This is a genomic window from Marinifilum sp. JC120 (genome assembly GCA_004923195.1).
Classification (GTDB): Bacteria; Desulfobacterota; Desulfovibrionia; order Desulfovibrionales; family Desulfovibrionaceae; genus Maridesulfovibrio.
Genome location: RDSB01000009.1, coordinates 16924 through 40253 on the forward strand (window position 1 = coordinate 16924; position 23330 = coordinate 40253).

A 23330-nucleotide genomic window follows, 5' to 3' on the forward strand; every position below is an offset into this window, starting at 1 on the left:
ATCAAAAGACTCTTATGGAATTTATAGATCTGGGATTAATTTCCCACAAAGAAGCCGAACAGGTCCAACTTGAAAGGTTGAAACAAGTAATGGAGGGCAGCGCATGCGAAGCCCTCTATCTTTTGGAGCATCCTCCTGTTGTCACGCTGGGCAGACAGGGCGGGCTGGAAAACCTGCTTATCAGTGAAGAAGCCCTCAAGCAGATGGGGGCCGAAGTGGTCCAGACAGCTCGCGGCGGCAACATCACCTGCCATTATCCCGGACAAATGGTGGTCTACCCGGTCATACGCATTGAAAAACGGCGCGGCGGCATCAAAAAATTCTTTCATGACATGGAAGAGACCGCGATTCGTACTGCGGGAAGGTTCGGCGTGGAAGCAGCAAGAAGCGAGGGTAGACCCGGAGTCTGGGTCGGTCCCGGTAAACTCTGCTCTATCGGCATCGGGGTAAAAAAATGGATCACCTACCACGGCTTATCATTCAATGTTTCCAGTGACATGAAACTTTTCGACGCCATCACCCTTTGCGGGCTACACGGCGCGCACCCCACTTCTCTTTCAAGGGAGGCGGGCAAAGAAATTTCTACCGAGGAAGTAAAAAATGTCTTCAGAGAAGAATTCAGAAAAATATTTGCGGATACCGCCGTGGCTGCGGGTTAAACTGCCCACCGGAAGAACTTTTAACAACACCAGCAAGATGCTGGAAGACCTGAATCTGAATACGGTCTGCCAGTCCGCGAAATGCCCCAACTGCTGGGACTGTTTCTCGCGCAAGGTAGCAACCTTCCTGATCATGGGCAATAATTGCACCCGCAACTGTGCCTTCTGCAACATCTGCCCCGGCCTGATCGAACCTTTGGACGCAGACGAACCGCGCCGTGTTTCCGAAGCTGTGAAACGGCTGGAGCTAAAATACGCAGTTGTAACCTCAGTTACGCGCGATGACCTGCCCGACGGAGGCGCATCCCATTTTGCTGAAACCATCGAACGCATCCGAGCTGAACTTTCTGAATGCAAAATCGAAGTGCTCATCCCGGATTTTAAGGGCAACCTCGATGCGCTAAAAGCTGTCATCGCTGCCAAGCCGGACGTAATCAACCACAATGTGGAAACCCCGCCCGCACTTTACCCGCAAATCCGCCCACAAGCAGATTACCAGCAGAGCCTGGAACTCATCGAACGGGTCAAACAGCTTAGCGACATCCACGCAAAATCGGGCCTCATGGTCGGCCTCGGCGAAACAGACGAGCAAGTTTACCAAGTAATCGACGACCTCGCGGCCATAAATTGCGACATCATTACCATCGGCCAATACATGCGCCCTTCAAAAGCCCACCCGGCTGTGAAACGCTACGTAGAGCCGTCAGTATTCGATGAATATGCCGAATACGGCAAAAAGCTCGGCGTACCGCACATGTTCTGTGCACCGCTGGTTAGGTCGAGCTTTAATGCTGCTGAGGCTTTTGACAAGATTTAGGCTGTCATTTACATCGCTAATCGCGACTGTACATTGATAATCGCGACTGGCACAACGCTAATCGCGACTGAGCAATGATCCCATATACTAAAAACGCAAAAAGTCACCCACATTTATTGATTATAAATGTGGGTGATTTTTTATTTTTAGCGCAGGGCGTACACTTAAACTCAGTGCGGCGGTCTTCTTAAAAATATGTCAGGGCCAAAATTATCTATGTGGCCAGTCCGGCCTAAAATTCAAGAAGATGAATCGTTAACGTCTTGGTTAACCAGAACAGCTAACGAGTATGACTATAAACCATATATGCTATGTCAAATTGCATTAGATAAAAAAATAAGACCGAATCTTGACTTCGACATCAAAATAAAAAGTGATGATCTAAAAAAATTATCAAGGTTGTCGGGACAACCCTATAACAAATTAAAGGACGCTACTTTTCTAGATGAATATTTTAAATGGGATAGAAGTACTAAACTCTGGCTAGATTGTAGAATTAACCGTCCACCACGGAACGCAAGAGTCGTATTTTGCCCTAAATGTATCACGGACCCAAAACAACATACTCCATACCTGAGAAAAGAATGGAGAATTTCATACAACGTAATATGCAAATATCATAGGATAAGACTAATTGAGAAATGTCCCATTTGCTACACACCATTTAATCTAAATAGTCCTTTCTTGCTCCAAAAAAAATTACAGGTATGCCACAATTGTGATCAACCTATACGAAAAATGGCTATACAGATCTCTGATCAAACAAGACTTGATCAGATGCTTATAAACTCGAAAGCCATCTCATCTAGTTTAATTAATTATCTCAACAACGCTGTGTTTGAGGAACTGAAGAAACAAAGAGAAAAGTCGTCTAATCCAAAAGTACTAGAATTAATTAACCCTAAACTACAGTCACTATGGGATTGCCGAACAACCCCACTTGGAGAAATGGACATAGGATTACGATACGAGTTAATGAGGCTAACTATGCCAATATATAAAAATGTCATCAATCGATCATATGATTACATTGCTAACCTTGGAATAAATATATTAAAATAATTATGGCAAAACAATTTCATCAGCAGAAAACCATCCATGTTTAATTACCTGATTCGCTACATCATCTGGGTTGTCTGAATACATAATCAATGCGAGGCTCTCTTCGGCCCGACTACAGGTGACATAAAACAGACGACGGGTATTCTCTATTGATGAAGGAGAGCCTTCTTTTACACCGAAAAGCTTTTCGTATGAGAACATAAAACCTCTCGCATCGTGGTCGTCCAAAACAACACACACCCTTGAAAATTCGAGCCCTTTAACTCCATGGTGAGTGTCAAACGGGGCGTCTCCTTTAACATACTGGCTGTATGCCTTTATCTGCTGAAATGGGGTTGCCCCAAACTGCCGCCAGGCTTTAGTCTCATCGTCCGCATCATCTTCTTCGTCTTCTTTCTCATGTATAGGAGAACTAAAAGGTTTCAGCTTGTCTGGAATTAAAAATAAATTTGTTTCCGCGATGTTATGAAGAACGTCAAAAAAAGAAACATTAGGATTCTCCTCAAGTAAGCCCACCAGTGATTGAACAGCCTTATTAGCAACCTTTAATTGTTTAAGCTGATTACTGCCAAGTTCTTTAAGAAGATCTTTATCCAATAAGGGAGAATTTTCACGGACAATCCTTCCAACAGCAAACCTATCACAATTCTTTGCCGCCTCACTCACCGGTAAAATGAGCTCCGAAAAAATGCGTAAACTTGGCAACTCTCCATTGTTCAGCCCAGTCTTAAGTTTGTCTATCGAACTCAAAGGATCCCACATATCAAGGAAGCCCAGACGGTTAGCGGCCATACGATGCTCTAACACAAGAGTTTTGACATCGGTAACATTTGACCACTTGTCATCCCCAGTAATCTCCTTCATTTGATCATAGACAACCTTTTCTGCAGCTCCTTTGTCAGCTGTTGAATTAGGTAAAACGAAAAGCCGAGCAAGGCCTTCATGTGGTTTATCTTGGCGAGGCCGTTGACGTTGATTATCTACAGGCTCCCGAACATTATTTATGAATTCAACAATACGTGGATAACAACGATGATTCATCAACTTTGCTGGTTTGGCCCAATCTTCGGGGACTGATGCTGCCAAATCTGTTTTGCCATCAAAATAAATCCGCTGCATGGTGTCACCAATAACCCCAATAACAAATCTAGCACTGTGAAGAGCCTGCACAACCAGCAAAGCATTCATAAGATGTTTGTTGGTATCTTGACTCTCATCGATTAATAGAATGGGAAATTTGTTTACAAGAATGCTCTGCATCATTGGCTTTTCAGCCAGAAATCCAGATGAAATTTTGATAATTTCACTATGGTTCAAAGCATTTCTTTCATAGTTATCGCCGTTGGGGTTGTAGATGAATTCTTTAAATCTATCTAACTGTTCAATCCGTTCACTCTTGACAGCAATCTGCCGCAAACGCTCTGCGGAAGCTTTGGTACCAGCCCGACCTTTGGCTTCCTTCTCACGAATCTCTATAATTTCAACATTAAGATTCACTCTCAACCATTCTCTAATATCATTATGTAGTCCTTTTATAAGTGACCAAGCAAAACTATGAATGGTTGAAACTTCAAAAAGATCATCAAATTCAATACGCCGTTTAATTTCATCACAAGCATTGTTGGTGTAGGTAATAACACCAATCTTTCTACCATGAAGACAGAGCTCATCCCCCCTAACAGTCCTTGCCACCTTGAGGGCTTCAACCAAAGAACGCGTTTTACCAGAACCGGCACCAGCAAAAAGAAAAAAACTCTTAGGTACGTCCGAGGTAAGGCAATCCCTTATCGTTACATCTGCAGGAGCATCAAAGACATCGTCCGGAGACTGCGCTTTACTCATCTTCAACCCTCTCTTTGACAGGAATAGTATTGTTCAGTTTTTGCCGGACATTCAAACGCTCTTGAAGCCACTCAAGGCCATCTCTGATGTAAGCTGGTGGGGCAAGATCTTTTGGATTTTTGGTAAAAAGAAGATCTAAGGCAAACTGAGCTTTGCTGCCAGTTTTCAAAACTTCAAGTAACTCCTGTCCTAAAGTATCCAATGATTTATTCTCATCGATAGCCTTTTTAAATTTCTTTATAAGCCCAAATCCATCATCAATATTTTTAAAAAAATTGATGTTATCGAGAACAAGCGCATCTTCGAATGTAGTTGGTATAGCCTCAATATTTCCGTCCATCAAAATCGGCACTTGATAAGCCACACGAACGGAAAAACCATCCAAAACCATCTCTTTGTATTTGGAGTCTAAGTCAAGCAACTCATCAAGAATCTCTTTATTAGGAAGTTCCTTTCTGATCAATGTATTCCCTGTCTTCATCTCTATATCGCGTACGGGAGGAGCAGATTTACCATCTTTCTGTGAATCCAAATCAGTAATAATAAGAGTGTCTATACCTAATATTTTAATTAAGGGCAGCAAACGGTGAGCGTGACTGCCATTAATTTCAAGCATGGTAATATAATTTTTAGCAAGGTCTTTACAGTGACGGTTGATAAAGTGAGGAACAAGCATCCTTTCTGCTGCCCCTTCAATAAGGATCACGCCATCAGCAAAAAAAAGATCTGCGTGAGTAGCTTTCAGATAGCGCTTAACAAACTTAGCTGTTTGATTTGGATTTCCAAATACTTCTGTTAAGTTAGTAACCGTTGTCGTTGGAATAGCACTACATTTCCCTGCTGGTTGCCGCCTAAAATAGCGAAGGTTAACGAAATCTGTCTCGTGGGCAATATGACTAGAATGCGTGCTTACTATAAGCTGACTAGTCAATTGCCCATCTTCGGGATGCAAAATTTCATGCGCCTTTCGGATAAACACCTGTTGCACTTGGGCGTGAAGATGAGCTTCTGGCTCTTCCAGTAAAACCAAATGAATAGGCTTAGATGGTGTGTTCGTAGATTTTGCCTTACCAACTCTCAAGCGAGCGTCTCGAAAACTAAGTAAATGAAAAACCATGGATATCAAATTTTGGTATCCTAAACCGTTGCAATGCTCTGGCAACCGGCAAGCCGAAGACATCTTCTTGGCCGAGATCACTTCATATTGAACTGCTGAGTCGTGGTGAAGCCCATCAGTTGGCCTTATCTGAGTGGAGAGTGTAATTTTGGGTTCAGTTACACCAGGATAACCAAGCGTTTCAAGTTCACTAAGGGGAGAACTAAACCCCTCCTCTAGTTTTCTATCAAATGCTTCTTGAGCCTTATATATAGCCTCAAGGATTCTGACATCAGTACTATCAACGGCTTCTTCTGGATCAAGATGTTTTTTATAGTATCTATCTAACTGGGTAGACAACCGCTCTTGAAGCTTTGGTGTACTAATATCGTCTTGAGACCTGCTGTTTGGGTCCTGTTGAGGCCATAGCACATCTAATCTGACCAAATCAGTTAATGGATTAAACTCAAGAGGCTCCCTATCATTAGTAATAGATTGAGGCCTTGCTAAACCACATGCCGGTTTTTCCTGCTTTGCAGGGTCCAACAAGTAAGCATTAACCTTGAAATATATAGTTTTTGTCAAATTCTTTTTTAAAAAATCGGTCAGCGATGCAGGCCAAAGATCAAACCCTTTCTCTAGCTCTCCACCAGCCCCCTTCAAAGCTTGCTTAGCCGACTCATGCGCAGATATGTAATCTTTTTTGAGAAGGTCAACCTCCACTGGCTCAAGCTGTAAACGCACCCCAATTCCTTCTTCAGGTTTCCAATCAAGAGCCGGTAGAAAATGGGAGACATGATGAATTTCATTCTCTTCTACATTAAGCCAAACATCGATGGAGGGAAAAAGGTCGGGCCACTGGAAAGGTAGCTCTTTATCATCTTCCTTTTGAAAACTATCTCCAAGCTCATCGATAGCTGCCCAGCGGTCCAAAGGGATATCGTGCATTGAAAACCTAGGCTTTCCACGAGTTGTCAAAAATCGATCTAAAGCGAGGACAGCTGAAGTTTTTCCGCTGTTGTTGGCTCCAACTAACAAAGTTGTTTTTTTTGAGAAATCAACTTTAACAGCACCTAATCTTCGAAAATTTCTAATTTCAATAAAATCAATGTTCACTTGTCCACCTCTACTGTTAACCATCTATAATGGTAGATGAAATCAGCTAAGTTCACCCAAGCACTTACCGCTTTTCAATAAGCATCGACAGCTAACCCAGCATTTGCATAAGCACCACGAGCCTATGAAAGAAATTCATTTATTTGCTCGTTTTAAACGAAAGACCGATAGATTTATTACCCACCCCATAATTCTAAATTTATCAACAGGCCAAAAAGTACATCTAAATTATTATAATATCAACCAGATCACTAATTTAAAGTTAATACTCACTCCACTTTTGCCGATAAATTAAAGAGGAGCATTTTTCGCAGCCAGCGCAACACATCATAAATATTATCGGCAGAAGCTATATACTAACGGACAAGACATGAGAGTGATCTCATGGTGACGCAGGCATCAAAATGAATTACATTTGGACCATATGAAAACCATAATCCTAGGCGACATCCACGGGGACTTCCAAGTCATCAATCATTTGGTTGAAATAGAACAGCCAGATATTATTATCCAATGCGGAGATTTCGGATATTGGCCACGTAAAAACGGATGGCCGCCTAACGACCCACCGTTGAAACTAGGTAATGCAAAACTATATTGGTGTGACGGAAACCACGAAGACCATGAATCCCTTGCTAAGATTGCAAGCTCAGGACAACTTGAGGTTGCACCCAACTGCTTCTATCAGCCTCGCGGATCAATTCTGACGCTACCAGACAACCGGACGGTTCTTTTCTTTGGAGGAGCAGATTCAACGGACAAAAATTCAAAGACTGAAGGGGACAGTTGGTTTTCTGGGAAAATCCCAACAACAGCGAACTTTGAGCGGCTAGATAAGAATCTGCACATAGACATTGTAATCAGTCATACCTGCCCAAAATCATTCGAACTTAGACAAGCAGCACCGTTGGGGTATCGCAAATCTTCATGGCTTGCCAAAGCAGATGACCCGACACGCGATATTCTTGAATCCGTTTTACGACAATACAGCCCAGCACAATGGTTTTTCGGGCACTTCCACATCCATCAAACAGGTAAATTCAAAAACACGGCATGGACAGCTTTAGCGATTCCTATGGAGGATGAAGAGATTTGGTGGGTTGATCTTTAAAACCATCATTTCAATCGATTAAAGCTATACCAAAAGCATATTACTATAAACTCTCCCCTCTCTAGACATACTTATAGACAACCAATGATTCACATGCTAATCACGCTTTTGTTTTCTTAATCATACACATAGCTATCTTAGTCCTGATTTATACTAGATTTATTCTTTTAAAAAAAAGAATCATTTTAGCACACTGAAAGAGAGACAAAAAATGAGACTTGAAGAGAGAATTGTACTTGATGGTGCGGCAGCTGTTGTTATTGACCACGCTATCCGGACTGTGGCCGACGCGCATGCTTCTGATGCAACTACCGATACGAACTCCGCACAGGATTCACATATAGCTCTTGAAGCCAAAGAGACTGTACAAGCCAACGCAGATGCTACCAACACCACAGGCACTCCCGATGTTGCCGCGCTCCTGAATGCTGTCGCTCCCCAAGACAACCTGTCTACAAGCACAGCAACTCCCACCAAAGACCAAATACTCTCTTCAAATTCTAAAAAGAACTCCCAGCCGGAAGAAGATCCGGTTACTGTTCTGGTGGCCTCCAGCGGACTTACTGACGTTAATGACCTGCTTGGCGCTGCCAAGGACAATGTGGTCACCGTAACCTATGACGGTGACTCTGATAGTCCTGACAATATTTTTAATAAAATCGAATCCGCTCTCGACGGCAAACAGGCAGCGTCCATCGGCTTTGCCTCCCACTCCATTGGTTCCGGTTCCATTCACCTTGGCGGAGACTATTCCGTTGATGCCGACACTCTTCTCTCCAATCCTGAAATGAACGAATTCTGGAAGAACGTCGGCTCACTTGTCGAATCAGATGGTCATATAGACCTACTCGGTTGCGGCGTAGCAGAAGGTGAAGTGGGTAAAGATTTCATTAACAAGCTTGAACAAATCACCGGACGCGAAATTGCCGCAAGTATTGATGACACCGGGAATGCAGAATCCGGCGGTAACTGGTTGCTTGAGGATGGAAGCATTAATCTTGCTGAATTATACTTTGACGGTGCTAAACTAAATTCTTTTGACGGGGTGCTTGCTACATCTTCAGTCACTATTGAGCTTGCTTCCGGTGGACCATCGCAAACTTTGTATGACGTTGATGGAGATGGGGCCTATGAAATCGACAGTGCTGAAAAGTTAATCGCTCTGTCTCAGACAACAGATAAAGGACGGGACTGGACCGGTTGTAGTTACGAAATTACTGCCGACATAACATTTGATGCAGACCACAATGCCGTTGACTGGGATGGAGACGGCACCGTTGGAGATGCAGATGATGCTAAGGGTTTTAATCCAATCGGTGATAGCACAAATATTGCCGATATTAATGATAAACCATTCGTCGGCACATTCTATGGAAACGGACATTCCATCAATAACCTGTTCATTAACAGAGACACCGAAGACCTTGTTGGCCTGTTCGGTTCTGCCCAGTTCTCATCAATACAAGACATCAACTTGGTTGATGCCAACGTCCGGGGGCAAAACAACGTCGGAGCTATTGTTGGTCAAACACTTGCTTTTACCATTAAAAACTGCAGCTCTACAGGAACCGTAAGAGGAACTAAGTCTGTAGGGGGCTTGGTTGGTTATCACGCCCAGAACAGTACCATTACCGGCAGCAGCTCATCATGTCTGGTTACCGGAAATTCTTCTGGCGGCTTAGTCGGATCCATAGACACAAGTGATATAACCAAGTCCTTTGCTTCAGGTAACGTTATCGGCGGAAACAGTGTTGGTGGGCTTCTGGGTTACGCATTTTCCGCAAACAATACCATAACCGAGTGCTATGCCACAGGAACGGTCAAAGGCGTCAGCAATGTCGTTGGCGGGTTGGCAGGTCTTTTTAACGGCACCATCAATAATTGCTACGCCACAGGAAATGTGGACGGCAATGAAAACATAGGCGGACTCGTCGGTGAGACCAGAGAAGGTTCAGATGCCTCTATACAGAACAGCTATGCCACCGGGACTGTCACCGGAACATCAAATATCGGCGGGCTGGTAGGTCGTGCCCGAGGAACAAGCACCATAGACAACTCCTACGCAACAGGAGCGATCGATGGAGCAGCTGCAGGCGGACTTGTCGGCAGACTTGCCGACACTATAGCATCAAGTGCCCCCAAAATTACCAACAGCTTTGCCTCCGGCAAGGTAACCGGGTCATCTGGCTTAGGTGGATTAGTTGGTATTATTGAGTATGGAGGATCTGTAGAGAACAGTTCTTCATTTGGTACCGTAGAAGGAACCAACGCTATTGGTGGATTGGTCGGATTTATGAGCGTCAAGACATCACTCACCAACTGTCACGCTACAGGTACAACCAAGGGGAATAACGAGATTGGTGGACTTGTCGGAATGATTGACGGCTCCGCTGCAGAAAACACTTTCATTAAAAACAGTTATGCTACAGGAACTGTGAACGGCAACGACCGGACAGGAGGTTTGATCGGCGACCTCGGCGATCATGTAAATATAAACGATAGTTACGCAACGGGGACAGTCACAGGAAATGACTATACGGGCGGATTTGCAGGTAAAATCTTATCTTCCACAGCAGTGGATAGCTGCTATGCAGCAGGAAGTGTAATAGGAAACGACTACGTTGGAGGCTTTGCAGGACTTCTATCTGGAACCGCAGGAACAGAAGCCAGTATCAGCAACAGCTATGCAACAGGTACAGTCTCAGCAACAAGCTACGTAGGCGGATTAGTCGGCAGGTCAAACGGAAAAATCAACAGCAGCTATGCACTGAGCAGTCAGATAACAGGGCAAAGTTATGTCGGCAGAGTCACGGGACAGAATTCTGGAAGCGGGGTACTGAATAATAACCAAGCCAATGACTCAATGTCTGTTACAGATAACTCCAAAATAACAGTTGTGGGCGGCAATGTTGTTGTAGGAGAAATGATTACCGACAGAGGATCTGCTGGAGAAGACGGCGAAGATTTTTCCGGCAATACATACCAAGCATATCGCCTGTGGGATGAAAACATCTGGTCATTCCCAGCCAACAAAAACCAGAGCCCCACCACCAAAGTAGCTGCAAGTACTTCAGCACACGATATCTATAAAAATTGGGGCACCACAATCTGGAAGATCCCAGCCGACACAACTAAAAATCCCACTCTGAAAAACGCGGGAACTACTGCTGTTAATCCGGGCAATGACCATGGTGCGGGAACTGGTTCCAGTTCAAATGAAGGAAACACCAATTCTCCCGACTACAATCCTTCTGGTCACGATAGTCATAAAGTTACAGATGTTATTCGTGATCCAAATGAACATGACTGGATGCATGAAGTAGATAACGCGCATGCAAACTCAAAATCTCAAAATGAATACCTTTCGGGAAGAGTTCAAAACGACCTCAAAAAACTTGGCGAATTTTGGGATAAAAATGCGCAACCATATCTTGAAAAAGCAAGCGACTATTTTGAGACAGAATTTTCCGAACTAAATTTCAAAAAATCAAAATGGTCTATCCGTGAAAGGTACGCTCTTGATCTATACAAGGCCAACCATAAATATATGGCCCCTACCATAGATTCAGAAATTGAAAATGCTGTAGAAAATTACGTTTCAACCTACAGTCCGGATGAAACCGCAAAAATTGGTGACTACGTTGATGCAGTCCAATACGCGGAAATATCTGAAAGCGTTTACCAGTTAGATGACAACCCCACTATGGGATGGGAACAAATCGGATTTATGGCCTTTGATGAAAGAATCACCAAATCCCATGGCAACAATGTCCTACAATCCAACAACGACGAAATAAGCGCACAAGAAAATCAGGAATTAGAGTACGCACTTGGCCTCGAATACATAAAACTTCAAGCTGATCCCTTACAAAAAGGGGATCACACGAAATATTTTGATCTCCACAAAGACGCACTAATTGGTTCTTTGCAAGGCTTTAAAATGGGGATTTATAAAAAAGATGGGCACATTACTTTAGCTTTCTCTGGAACAGACTCTATGTTTGATGCTGGTGATGTAATGGCTGATATAGCCCCGGATGGTTTCAACCCTCAGCTAAAACTAGCCAATGCCATTGCTGATGTTGTCATTGAAAAATACGGCGAAGATATAACTATCACCGGGCACTCACTAGGAGGATTTTTGACTCAAAAAGTAGTTAAAAATCTTCAAGAAAATGGCAATTCAAAAGTAAGAGGCATTACATTTAACCCAAAATCTGGAGTTGAAGGAACAACAGGTATAAACGTTACCAATTATATTTCTACTGCTGATGGCGCAAATGCGGTCACCGCAAGCCCCCATCCTGTCACTAGAACATTAGGAGTAACAGGCGATCATATAGGTGAAATAAAATATATCAACGGCGGCGGGTTCCATGGAATAGATGCCATATCTCAAAGGATAAAACTGCTTGCCAATGATCAGTTAATGGAAAATGTAATTGATGATTCATCCGAAATTATGAATGATTTTGCAAAAACAAAAGAAGCAAACTCATACAAGATTCTGATGTAGGTGTACCCAAAAGAGTCATGCTAGTCCTATGATATTCCAAGACTATGCCAGTATATCTATAACACATAAAGCAATCTGTTATAGACTACCAATGATTCATATGATAAATCCCTCACTGTTTTCTTAACATTCGACCAAGATATCTTTGTTCTTATTCATAATCGATTAATTCTGACGCCAGTACGGAATTATCTTCGGGATACTAGAGAGAGGGCGGAACATGAGACTGGAAGAGAGAATTGTACTTGATGGTGCGGCTGCAGTTGTGGTTGAGCATGCAGCACAGGCTATGGCTGATGTGCATGTCGTTGACACTGCTAACGATGCAAATGCCGCACAGGATTCACATGCAGCCCATGAGGCTAAGGAGACAGCGCAAGCAGATTCGGGCCCAGCCGACACCGCAGACGCACCTGATGTTGCCGCGCTCCTGAAGGTTGTTGCCCCTCAAGAGAATCAGCCGGTAAATGCTGTTGCTCCTATCAAGGATAAAACAGGCTCCTCTACCGCCGAAAACAACTCCCAGCCGGAAGAAGATCCGGTTACTGTCCTTGTAGCCTCCAGTGGCCTTGCAGATGTTAATGATCTACTAGGTGCCGCAAAGGAAAACGTGGTTACCGTTACCTATGACGGTGACACTGATAATCCTGACGAAATTTTTAATAAAATAGAATCCGCCCTCGACGGCAAACAGGCCGCTTCCATCGGTTTTGCCTCCCATTCTATCGGCTCCGGTTCCATTCATCTGGGCGGAGATTACTCCGTTGATGCCGATACCCTTATTTCTAATCCTGAAATGACCGAATTCTGGAAGAATGTCGGTTCACTTGTCGAACCAGATGGTCATATTGATCTGCTCGGTTGCGGTGTTGCTGATGGAGAAATTGGCAAGGATTTCATTGCCAAACTTGAGCAGGTCACCGGGCGCGAGATTGCCGCAAGTATTGATGATACCGGAAATGCCCAGTCCGGCGGAAACTGGCTGCTTGAGGAAGGCGGGGTTGATCTTGCTGAGTTGTATTTTGATAGCGGGAAGTTGGGGGAATTTGATGGGGTGCTGGCTACTCCTTACATTACAACATCTTTAAGTCATCTTAAGTTTTATGATACAGATAGAGATGGATTTTACGAGATAGATAGTGCTGAAAAATTAATTGCATTGTCTATTACTAATGATCGAAGAGATTGGCAAACTCATAACTTTGAACTCACTAAAGATATTGTGTTTGATTCAGATGAATCAAAAGTAGACTGGAGTGGTGACGGAAGACTAGGTGATGCTGAGGATCTAAAAGGTTTTAAGCCCATTGGGCATCCTTTTGTGGCATTTAACGTTGATTTTGAGGGTAATGGATATTCAATTAAAAATTTATACATCAATCGGCCGACACAAGATTATGTTGGTTTATTTGGGTCTGCTAGTGGTGGGAGCATCGATAATGTGGGATTGATAGATGTTAAAATTACAGGCAACGAATATACAGGTGGTCTAGTTGGAAAATCTGAATCCACAATTACAAATTCTTCCGTTACTGGGAATATTACCGGATCTTCGCATACAGCAGGCTTAGTTGGCGGGGGCGTTGCCTCAATTGCAAATTGCTATTTTACGGGTAATGTTCAGGGGGAACATTATGTTGGAGGATTAATAGGCTATTTGGGGGATAACGTTGGCTCTAGTGCAAAAGTAACAAGTTGTCACGCTTCCGGGAGTGTGACAGGGGTGTCAGCATGTGGTGGATTGATCGGACGGATATATGGTTCCGGAGGTGACTTTACTGTCTCTGATAGCTATTCCTCTGGTTTTGTCTCAAATACCTTACAGAAAATTGGTGGGTTAATTGGAGAAGTTTACTCCGGTGTTGGTGGGAATTTTTTAATCCAAAGTAGTTACTCAACAAGTTTTGTTGATGGTAACACAAGTGTGGGTGGGCTTATTGGTATGATTGGCGGGAAGGGAGATTATAACGTCACTAATACATACGCAAGTGGCAATGTTAAAGGATTCAATTCTGTAGGTGGATTAATTGGGTTCTCATTAGGGGCTAATATACGGTTAAGTTCAGCTTTAAATTCTCAGGTGGAAAATACAAGTAAAGCCGGGACAGGAAGAGTTGTTGGGGCTAACGATAAAGGTTCCATCTTCGGTAATTCAGCTAATTCCTCGATGAGGACAATTGGATGGGACGTTGCTGATGAGGACAAAGGAGCTGACACTCTTGATGGTAAAGATGTCTCCAGTTCTCCATATAATGCGTATAAAGATTGGGATCAAACAATCTGGAAATTCCCTTCTTCGCATGATGCTCATCCTGCTTTAAGGTCAGAAAGGATAGTCCTTCCAACTTCAGAATCAAAACTTGAACCTGAAGTTATTGTTGATCCTGTAAATCCTATTGTTATAAATTCAAATACAGATTTAACAAATACTCAGGAAATTTTTGTAAGAGAAATTAAAAATAAGTGGAATGATAGTATTAAACCATACCTTACTAACATTACAAATAAAATTAATGCTGAGCTATCAAAGGTTTCTTCCTTTTTTGATTATCATGAATTAACTCGTAGTGAAGCAGGGCTTCGATTTGTCAAAGCGGTCTCCAATCCTGAAAATATGGTGGAAATATATAGTTCTCTTGAAGATTACATATCTACATTTTCTCCAGATGAGACAAAAGAAAAGGGGTGGCTTTTTGATTCCATACAATATGCAGAGATGGCGGAAGCTGTTTATTCAAAAGAAAGAAATAACGTCATGGGATGGGATTTAATCAGCAGAGTCGATGAAGAAATTAGTGGTCTTGATGAAAGTGCTAGCTATGCTCACAATTTTAGCTCATCAGACAGCGATTTGCAAAAAAAGATAGAAAACACTTTTATTAAAATAGCCACGAAATACAAAGAAAAAGCAACTTTTGAAGCTAAAGATAGTGTTTATGACAGCCTTTATGAATTAGGTGGATTTATTTTTGAAAAACAACAAGAAGTTATGCTTTTAGGCCTTGAGGCAGGAGTCTATAAAAAGGGTAATCACGTAACACTGGCTTTTGCAGGTACAAACGAACTTACAGACTGGATCGCTAATGTAAGTCCGGATGATATGAATACTCATAAAGAGCTTGCTTTAGAAATAGCTAAAGTTGTCATAGATCATTACGGAGATGATATCACTATTGTTGGTCATTCTTTAGGTGGATACTTGGTCCAAGAGGTTGTCCATGATTTAAATCTTTATTATGGGAAAAAAAATATTGATGGTGTTGCATTTAATGCCAAATCTGGAAGAGAAAATAACAAACATGTTCAGGTTATGAATATCAAATCTGATGGAGATGTCGTTCAGCATCTGACTAATAAACTTTCCAGCAACATTGGAAATGAAGAGCATACAATATCTGATGGAGGATGGCATATGATGGATACTCTTTCTGATGCGATGAAAAGAGATCTTGTTTTGAAGACTGTGGTCGATGTTGTCGTTAACAACAACTAAACGTTATTGGTGAAACATGTATAAATATATTCCTTTTCTCCTTCTCCTCCTCACCGCCTGCGCCCCCAAAACCGGCACAGAAATGAGGAACGAGAATCTGGCTAAGGATCTCTCCTTTACTAAACAGGCTGAGATGACTCTTTCGGGTCAGAACTCAAATGCGACTTCAACTGAATCCAGTGAAGTTATCAACGGTAAGGCTATCTCTTTGCGGGATGCCATTGATTATGCTTTGAAGCATAACCTTGATAAAGCCGTGTCAGAGCATCAGGTTGCTGTGCAGCGTGAAGTGCTGACCGGATCATACTGGCGTATGCTGCCTTCTTTGATGAGTAATGCGGAATTCTCTACTCAGGATTGGTACACCCCCAGCTCGTCAAAGAGCTTCCAGAGCGGACAGCAGTCTCTGGAGCCTTCCATTTCTCATGATCTGGAAACCTCCACCCAGTCTGTGGAACTTTCATGGAACCTGCTCAATCTGGCGGTTGATTTCCAGCGCACCTATCAGTCTGAAGCACAGCTGGGCATGAGCAAACAGCAGCTTAAGCGTGTGAAGCAGAATTTGATTGTGAGCGTTATTCAGGCTTACATGCGCTGTTCTATTGCCAAGGATGCTAAAGGGCGGGCTGATGACCTGATTGCTAGTGCTCTCAAGCGTCAGGAAATAATCATCAAGCAGATGAAAGCGGGAAGCCAGAAAAAGAAAGATGCTCTGAACGGTCAGATTTCCATCATTAAGCTGCGCGACAGTGTGCGCCGCTATGAATATGATTACCGTCAGGCCAAGAAAGAATTGGCTCAGCTGCTGGGACTCGCTCCTGCTGCGGAATTCAGCATTGAGGGAATCAACCTTGCGGATGTTCCCAATGAAATGGCTATGAATCTTCCGGCATGGGAAAAAGAAGCACTGGCATCGCGTCCTGAAATGTTTGAAATGGACCTGAAGGAAGATGAAGCCGTGCGTGAAGCGGATATCGCTCTTACCCAGATGTTTCCGGCTCTGACTCCCTTTGCCCGCTACAGCCGTGACGACAACTCCTACATGTCCCGTCACCAGTGGTGTAATGTAGGACTACGTGTATCATGGGATCTGCTGACCATTCCTCGTCTTTCGTCCGAGCAGCAGACCGGTATGAAACGGGCCGCGGTGGTTCGCAAACAACGTCAGGCACAGGCTCTGGCTGTTCTGGTACAGTTGAATCTGGCTACTATTGAATACCGCGACGCTTATGAATCTCTCGGCATTGCTACCGAACTTGAGCAGAGCCAGAAAGAACTTCAGGATGTAATTGACCGGGGAGTTAAATCCCGCACTGAAAGCGAAAGTCTTCTGCTACAGACTAACCAGCAGTACCTTGAGGCCCGTGTTAAAAGGCTTCGGGCTTACTCTGACCTGATCATTGCAAAGGCCAAGATTTACAACTCAATTGGTCGTGACTTTGATCAGCAGGACCTGACCGCAACCAGCGGAATCAGCACTAAGCATGCTGAAGTCACAGATGAAATGTCCTACGCCCTGAAATAGATAAAACCAAACCGAACAGCCGGGTGAGCCTTTTGGGTTTTCCCGGCTGTTTTTTATGATCGAATCAATATGAAAAAACTGCTTCCAGCCATAGTCTTGCTTGCACTGCAATTACTGCTTGTCCCTTGCGCACTTGCGTATAATTCCACCTTGCCTACTTTCCCTGATTTTTCTGAACAGGGAACCGGGAATGATCCAGATCTCCACAAAACTATGCAGGGCACATTTAAGGTGGTTTTTTCCCCGCGCAAAGAAGTAATTCTTTCTGCGGAGGTGGATTCCACAGTCAGCCTTATTGCAAAGGAGTTCGGGCAATCTTTCAAAAAAGGGCAGGTACTGATCAAACTGAACCCGGAAATGTTTATTTGGCGTCAGGATAAGGCCAAAGCTCTTCACAAAAAGGCGGCTGAAACTTTCAAGGTTATCGAAAATCTGTACAAAGACAAATCCCGTTCCATCATTGATTTGGAAGAGGCGCGGGCAGATTTGACCATTTCCAAAGCCAATATGCGTATTGCCAGTAAGGAAGTAGGATTTTGCACTATCACGGCTCCGTATTCCGGGCGGATTGAAAGGCTGCTGGTGGATGAACGGGAATGGGTGGAAGCAGGGACCCCGCTGATCAAGATTGTCAGCGATTCCGTCCTGCTGGCCCGTACACTAGTGCCGTGGGATGAGCTAAAATCATTTCCCGTCGGTAGCCCTATAAATATCAAACTGAGCAGTGGTGAAACAGTAAAGGGTAAGGTTTCTCATGTAGGCGCGGTTATGGATTCCGCCAGCCAGACCTTTGAAGTGAAGATTGAGGTCCCCAATACAAAACGAAAGCTCAAATGCGGCATGACCGGCCATATTCCCACGCCCGTAGCCAAGGTTGCTGAGCGATGAGTAGTGAACAGCACCCTGCAATGATCCTGCACCAGCTTTCCACGGAATTACTGGCTGCGGAAGACCTGAAGCAACTTTATTTTCGGCTGCTCAACCGCTCCATCTCGCTTTGCCCTTATAAGCGGGCTGTGCTGTTCAAGGTTGATGGAAAGCGCGCTAAATTTCTGGCTGTGTCCGGTAAATCCGGAGTAGATGCTTATTCCGAGATGGTCGAAAAATGGGAATCTCTCGCCTCGTCGCTTTCTGACAAAGAGAACCCGCAATTGCTGAAAGCAGGTGTATTGCCCGATCAAGAAGCGCAGAATTGGAAATTTATCAACGACCATACCAACGGTCTTTCCGTATACTGGCTGCCGATCAAACCGTGGGGAAAGACTAAGTACGTCCTTTGGTTTGAGCGTTGGGAGCAGGAAGAGTGGACTGAACGGGATTTACAACTGCTCAGTCTTGTCGGTGTTAGTGCGAATTCGGCTTTTGAAAGATTGGAGCCGGAAACCTTTTGCCGTCGTATGAAAGATAGAATTTTTAGCTGGCACCGTTTTCTGGTTGCAATCGTTATCCTGCTGGCGATGCTGCTCTCATGGCGCGTTCCGCTTCGGGTAGTCGCTCCATGTGAGATTCTTCCGGAAGATCCTTATATTGTTACCGCGCCACTTTCTGGAGTAATTTCGGAAGTGCTGGTTGAGTCTGGCGACATGGTTACCGAAGGCAGCCCGCTTTTTGATTATGACCCTCGTGTTGTTAATGAAGAACTTGAAATTGCCAAGCAGCAGGTAAAGATACTTGAGACCACCATGCGGACCACCGAGCTTAATGCTCTTAACAGTAAGAAAGCAAAAGCTGAACTGTCCATTTTGAATTACCGTCTTAAGCAGGAAAATATTCGACTGAAGATGGCAGAATACCGTGCTTCAAAGTTAAACGTTCGGGCGGAAATTCCCGGTTCAATCATTGTGGACAGTCCAGACGAATGGCGCGGCAGGCCAGTTGAAGTTGGCCAGAAAGTGCTCATGGTGGTTGATCCGGAGAACATCAACCTTCGCATCTGGCTCCCGGAAGCGGACAATGTAAATTTCAGCAACAGTACTGAAGTAAAAGTACTCTTGAACGCCTTTCCTGATGACTCCTTGCAGGCACGTCTTAAATACGTGGCCCAGAGTGTTTCTGTAAGTCCAGAAGGAGTCCCATCGATAATGGCCGAAGGAGTCCTTGATGGCCTAGCGAATACCGGAGAAGGAAATCTTCGAATGGGTTTAAAAGGATCAGCAGTGCTTTATGGTGAAAAGGTTTCGGTCGCCTACTGGCTGCTACGCAAACCATGGGCATCAGCTCGAAGAATAATGGGAATTTAAAGGAGAATAGATATGGCAGACGAAAGTAACGATCTCAAAGTGGTTATCCCCAATGATCTTGATTACAAATTTCGCGATTTTTTCAACGTAAATGCTTCCGCCACGGAAGTGGTTATTGAAATGGGTAATGTGCATCGCTCGGTACAGAATGAAGCCGTGCTGCGCGATCGTGTAGTCTTTTCTGTTCCCGGAGCAATCCAGCTCAAGGATGCCTTGAACTCAGCTCTTGCCGAAGTGGAACGCCAGATTCGGGAAGCAGCAGAAAACAACAAGGCTTAATCTTATGATGTCAGGGGATACTCCCCTTCCGATTCTACGCCCGGACCTTGATATTATTCCGGGCCCGAAAGCCCATGACGGCTCACCCACAACGGTTGTCTATGATCCTCTTGCAAGGTCATACAACCGTTTTTCGTGGTTTGAATTTGCGGTAATCAGGCTTCTGGGGCAGCCGCGTACTCTGGACGAAGTGGTCGATCTACTGCAGCAGGATACAACCATGAATCCGACCCCAGAAGAAGTCCTGAGCGTATGTCAGGAGCTGGTTATGCAAGGGCTGACCGTGAACACCCTAGTTCAGCAACCAGATCAGCTTGAAAAAGAAGTCAAAGCCAGAACCCCGCACTGGTTCAAATGGTTGCTGCATCACTATCTGTATTTTCGTATTCCCCTTTTACGGCCCGACGCATTTCTCAAAAAGACAATCAACTATGTGCGTCCGTTAGCCTCCACTGCGGCTTTTGTCTTATATTCCATTTGCGGAATTATGGGGCTGATTCTGGTAAGTATGCGACATGAACAATTCTTCCATACTTTCCAGTATTTTTTTAATTTTAAAGGATTGCTCTATTACGGCTCGGCTATAACGCTCGTTAAAATTATTCATGAATTTTCACACGCATACACCGCCAAAGCGCACGGGCTAAGAGTCCCTGTCATGGGGGTGGCTTTCATTGTGCTCTGGCCGGTGGCTTACTGTGACGTAACCGATGCATGGCGCATCCCCAAACAGAGAAAGCGACTTCCGGTTGCTGCTGCCGGGATAATTGCGGAACTGGTTATAGCTGGTTTCTGTCTCATGGGCTGGGCTTTTACCCAACCGGGATTGCTGAACAGCCTATTCTTCGTAGTATCTACAGCGTCGCTTATTTCCACGCTGCTGGTGAACCTGAACCCGGCTATGAGTTTTGACGGTTACTACATCTTTATGGATGTGTCCGGCATCGACAACCTGCGCTCAAGGGCCTCCAATTATCTTAGGTATTTATTCCGGACATCCTGTCTGGAAATGAAGCTCACCGCCCCGGAGAAACCTAAAGGATGGCGCAAATTCCTTTACGTCACATATTCTATATATTCATGGGTTTACCGCTTTTTTTTGTATATTGGTATCGCCGTGTTAGTTTACTACAAATTCACCAAGCTGCTTGGAATATTATTGTTTCTGGTAGAAGTGTGGTGGTTTATTGCCCTGCCCATAGTCAAGGAGATTACAGCTTTGATCAAAATGCGCCAAATGCTTACCCTCAATACCCGGTTAATAACCTCGCTGTTGCTACTCTCCTCGATAATCGCTTGGCTTGTTTGGCCTCGTACCCATACGTACTATTTTCCTGCTGTGGTTGAAGCACGAAATCTGCAACAGATTTACGCCCCTTTCTCTGGTGTTGTAACTGAGATCAAGGGCTGTCGGGGTAAAGAAGTCAAAATCGGTGATGAGATATTGAGCATAGCATCAGTTCCCCTGCGGGCGGAAATAAGTGAACTTTCATTGCAGGAGAAAATCCTTGAGACTGAAGCACAACTGCTATTCATTCAGCACAATTTTTCCGCAATTCCTCAGAAGGAAGAAGAAAAACATCAGATCGCTTCCAGATTGCAGGGAATTAAAAAAAGACAGGAATTCTACAATCTTTCCGCACAGGTTTCAGGAACAATCACGGACTGGGATCGCAATCTACGTTTAGGACAGCATGTGCAGCAGAATCAGATTTTCGGAAAAATAGTTAACCCTGATGATTTCTATCTTGCAGCCTACCTCCCGGAAGATAAGGTCTCTCTTCTTTCTGAAGGGGATACTGCCCATTTTTACCCGGAAACAGGGGCTAAAGCTGCATCCGGTACCATCATAAAGATTAGCAAAAGCAAGACCGACTCAATCCGCCATATCGCACTGACGTCTCTAGCCTCTGGAGATATTCCTGCCACACAGGACCGTTACGGCAAGATATCTTTGTTAGAAGCTAGGTATGTGGTTGAAGTTAAACCGGATAGCCCTGTTTTATTCCCCCTCGGTAAGAGTGGGCAAATGCGTATGCAGACTGCTCCCAGGTCATATCTGATCGATCTGTGGCATAAGGTTTACAGGACTTTGGTTAAGGAGAGTGATTTTTAACGGATTACCGCTCCTTCATGCTCTCGCTGGTATACTTCATCAAAGGAGAGAGGAAAAACTCAATAAGCCTCCGCTGACGAATCTTCACTTCAGCAGAAGCGCGCATGCCGGGACTTAAATTAACTTTCCTACCGTTAACCAAAATAAATGTCTGAGCCATATCCACCCGGGCATTATAGTAAAGTTCTCCCTTTTCGGTCTGTACGGCATCTCCAGAAACGTGACGCAAAGTACCATCAACAATCCCATACTCGGTAAACGGAAAAGCTTCTAGCTTGACTTCAACACTCTGTCCGGGCCTAACAAAACCAATATCCTTATTCTGTACTTTAGCTTCGATCTCTAACTTAAAATTCTCCGGAACAAGGATCATAAGAGGCTGAGCTGGAGTGACAACACCACCGACAGTGTGAACATTGAGTTGCTGAACTTTGCCTGAAACCGGCGCAACTATACGCTGCAATGTATCAACCTGGGTAGCTTTTTTAAGTTCTTGAACCAGCGATTGAACCTGAGTAGAGACCTGCGTTCTTCGTTCAAGAAGATCCCTGCGATACTCTGAAAGAGTTTGAACTCTCTGTTCAAGAGCAAGCAACATTGAGGCTTCAGCTTCTTCGTACTTTTGCTGTTCAGTTTTAAAATCCTGTTCAACCTGAATACGCTGGGTCTCTATTTCCAGCCATTCATTTTCAGGGGCGACATCCTGATTATACAGCTGCTTGCGCATCGCAGCCTGTTTCGTAATGATTGGCAGAGTATTTTTTAATTTTTGAACAGTATGTTTGGCTGCCTGCATTTGCGCTTTGATACGCCGAACCTCATTATCGTAAGTCTTAAGCTTGGAAAGTAGAGCCTCAGCTTCCTGCGCTAGATAACGCTTTTCCTGCTCCACTTCATATGGCTCTGTCCCCTTCGGGGCAACTAAACGGGGAAGTCTTCCTAAATTTGGCTTCCAAGCCAGCAAGGCATCAAGCCTAGCCTTTTCCATGCGGGCAGCGTCAAGTTCGGCATCATAACGGTCCACGTCGGCACCACTTGAGGTGGTATCCAACTCAATAAGCAGATCCCCCTTTTTAACCAACTGGCCATCATGAACCAAAATTTTGGAGACCACCCCATGTTCAAGAGGCTGGATAGTCTTTACGCGTCCCGAAGGAATAATTTTTCCCTCAGCAACAGCCACGACATCCGTTTTACCGAGACAGGCCCAAATCACTCCCAGTACGACAAAAAGCACTATACACCAGAGAATGGCCCGACCAATTGGTGAAGGCGGAGTTTCCACAACTTCAAGAGAAGCGGGTAGAAACTCCATCTCATCAGAAGCCATCTTCGGCGTACATGCAGCCTGAATTTTTCCCCATCTACTTTTTATATCTTCCCGAAAAGTTTTTTTCTCATTTTCAGGCGGCATTCCAGAGTCACTGTTTGGTTTCTGCAAAGGGATTTCCTGCATAC

Annotated in this window: 14 protein-coding genes; 11 read left to right on the top strand and 3 right to left on the bottom strand. The window is 44.2% G+C overall.

Features of this window, described 5'->3' with window-relative positions; all coding sequences use genetic code 11:
• The first annotated feature begins 14 nt into the window (after nucleotides 1-14).
• From lipB to D0S45_10295, 3 genes are all read left to right on the top strand, one after another.
• Nucleotides 15-659: a lipoyl(octanoyl) transferase gene (gene lipB, locus D0S45_10285; protein TIH15696.1), complete on the top strand. Its 645-nt coding sequence runs from the start codon at nucleotides 15-17 to the stop codon at nucleotides 657-659.
• A complete protein-coding gene (gene lipA, locus D0S45_10290) occupies nucleotides 601-1476 on the top strand; it encodes a lipoyl synthase (protein TIH15577.1) in 876 nt (291 codons plus the stop codon). The genes lipB and lipA overlap by 59 nt, the downstream gene beginning before the upstream one ends.
• A 195-nt stretch (nucleotides 1477-1671) precedes the next feature.
• Complete coding sequence (locus tag D0S45_10295) at nucleotides 1672-2538, top strand: hypothetical protein (GenBank protein ID TIH15578.1); 867 nt, start codon at nucleotides 1672-1674, stop codon at nucleotides 2536-2538.
• Here D0S45_10295 and D0S45_10300 read toward each other — a convergent pair whose 3' ends face one another.
• Both D0S45_10300 and D0S45_10305 read right to left on the bottom strand, forming a co-directional pair.
• Entirely contained in the window at nucleotides 2539-4380 is a 1842-nt protein-coding gene (locus tag D0S45_10300; GenBank protein TIH15579.1) for an ATP-dependent helicase, read from the bottom strand.
• A complete protein-coding gene (locus D0S45_10305; GenBank protein TIH15580.1) occupies nucleotides 4373-6616 on the bottom strand; it encodes an ATP-dependent endonuclease in 2244 nt (747 codons plus the stop codon). The genes D0S45_10300 and D0S45_10305 overlap by 8 nt, the downstream gene beginning before the upstream one ends.
• Nucleotides 6617-7016: 400 nt before the next feature.
• Here D0S45_10305 and D0S45_10310 point away from each other — a divergent pair, with 400 nt between their 5' ends.
• The 8 genes from D0S45_10310 to D0S45_10345 all read left to right on the top strand — a co-directional run bounded on the left by D0S45_10310 (nucleotide 7017) and on the right by D0S45_10345 (nucleotide 21872).
• Nucleotides 7017-7703, top strand: a complete 687-nt coding sequence (locus D0S45_10310) for a metallophosphoesterase (protein ID TIH15581.1) — start codon at nucleotides 7017-7019, stop codon at nucleotides 7701-7703.
• Nucleotides 7704-7914: 211 nt separating this feature from the next.
• Nucleotides 7915-12219, top strand: coding sequence for a DUF4347 domain-containing protein (locus D0S45_10315; protein TIH15582.1), 4305 nt, complete (start codon nucleotides 7915-7917; stop codon nucleotides 12217-12219).
• Nucleotides 12220-12439: 220 nt separating this feature from the next.
• Nucleotides 12440-15712, top strand: coding sequence for a DUF4347 domain-containing protein (locus D0S45_10320; protein TIH15583.1), 3273 nt, complete (start codon nucleotides 12440-12442; stop codon nucleotides 15710-15712).
• A gap of 16 nt (nucleotides 15713-15728) precedes the next feature.
• The gene (locus tag D0S45_10325) at nucleotides 15729-17237 is read left to right on the top strand and encodes a TolC family protein (GenBank protein TIH15584.1); all 1509 of its coding nucleotides are present in this window, start codon (nucleotides 15729-15731) and stop codon (nucleotides 17235-17237) included.
• A 69-nt stretch (nucleotides 17238-17306) separates the two neighbouring features.
• A complete protein-coding gene (locus D0S45_10330; GenBank protein ID TIH15585.1) occupies nucleotides 17307-18125 on the top strand; it encodes an efflux RND transporter periplasmic adaptor subunit in 819 nt (272 codons plus the stop codon).
• The gene (locus D0S45_10335) at nucleotides 18122-19477 is read left to right on the top strand and encodes an HlyD family efflux transporter periplasmic adaptor subunit (GenBank protein TIH15586.1); all 1356 of its coding nucleotides are present in this window, start codon (nucleotides 18122-18124) and stop codon (nucleotides 19475-19477) included. Before D0S45_10330 ends, D0S45_10335 begins: the two co-directional genes overlap by 4 nt.
• 12 nt (nucleotides 19478-19489) lie before the next feature.
• Nucleotides 19490-19756, top strand: a complete 267-nt coding sequence (locus tag D0S45_10340; GenBank protein TIH15587.1) for a hypothetical protein — start codon at nucleotides 19490-19492, stop codon at nucleotides 19754-19756.
• A gap of 4 nt (nucleotides 19757-19760) precedes the next feature.
• Nucleotides 19761-21872 carry an HlyD family efflux transporter periplasmic adaptor subunit gene (locus D0S45_10345; GenBank protein ID TIH15588.1) on the top strand — a complete coding sequence of 704 codons (2112 nt, stop codon included), beginning with the start codon at nucleotides 19761-19763 and terminating at the stop codon, nucleotides 21870-21872.
• A gap of 4 nt (nucleotides 21873-21876) precedes the next feature.
• Here the strand turns inward: D0S45_10345 and D0S45_10350 are convergent, their stop codons facing one another.
• Entirely contained in the window at nucleotides 21877-23328 is a 1452-nt protein-coding gene (locus tag D0S45_10350; protein ID TIH15589.1) for an HlyD family type I secretion periplasmic adaptor subunit, read from the bottom strand.
• Between the last annotated feature and the right edge of the window lie 2 nt (nucleotides 23329-23330).

Coding starts and splice junctions, on each gene's coding strand:
- lipB (TIH15696.1), top strand. CDS start 15: ATGGAATTTATAGATCTGGGATTAATTTCCCACAAAGAAGCCGAACAG.
- lipA (TIH15577.1), top strand. CDS start 601: ATGTCTTCAGAGAAGAATTCAGAAAAATATTTGCGGATACCGCCGTGG.
- D0S45_10295 (TIH15578.1), top strand. CDS start 1,672: ATGTCAGGGCCAAAATTATCTATGTGGCCAGTCCGGCCTAAAATTCAA.
- D0S45_10300 (TIH15579.1), bottom strand. CDS start 4,380: ATGAGTAAAGCGCAGTCTCCGGACGATGTCTTTGATGCTCCTGCAGAT.
- D0S45_10305 (TIH15580.1), bottom strand. CDS start 6,616: ATGGTTAACAGTAGAGGTGGACAAGTGAACATTGATTTTATTGAAATT.
- D0S45_10310 (TIH15581.1), top strand. CDS start 7,017: ATGAAAACCATAATCCTAGGCGACATCCACGGGGACTTCCAAGTCATC.
- D0S45_10315 (TIH15582.1), top strand. CDS start 7,915: ATGAGACTTGAAGAGAGAATTGTACTTGATGGTGCGGCAGCTGTTGTT.
- D0S45_10320 (TIH15583.1), top strand. CDS start 12,440: ATGAGACTGGAAGAGAGAATTGTACTTGATGGTGCGGCTGCAGTTGTG.
- D0S45_10325 (TIH15584.1), top strand. CDS start 15,729: ATGTATAAATATATTCCTTTTCTCCTTCTCCTCCTCACCGCCTGCGCC.
- D0S45_10330 (TIH15585.1), top strand. CDS start 17,307: ATGAAAAAACTGCTTCCAGCCATAGTCTTGCTTGCACTGCAATTACTG.
- D0S45_10335 (TIH15586.1), top strand. CDS start 18,122: ATGAGTAGTGAACAGCACCCTGCAATGATCCTGCACCAGCTTTCCACG.
- D0S45_10340 (TIH15587.1), top strand. CDS start 19,490: ATGGCAGACGAAAGTAACGATCTCAAAGTGGTTATCCCCAATGATCTT.
- D0S45_10345 (TIH15588.1), top strand. CDS start 19,761: ATGATGTCAGGGGATACTCCCCTTCCGATTCTACGCCCGGACCTTGAT.
- D0S45_10350 (TIH15589.1), bottom strand. CDS start 23,328: ATGCAGGAAATCCCTTTGCAGAAACCAAACAGTGACTCTGGAATGCCG.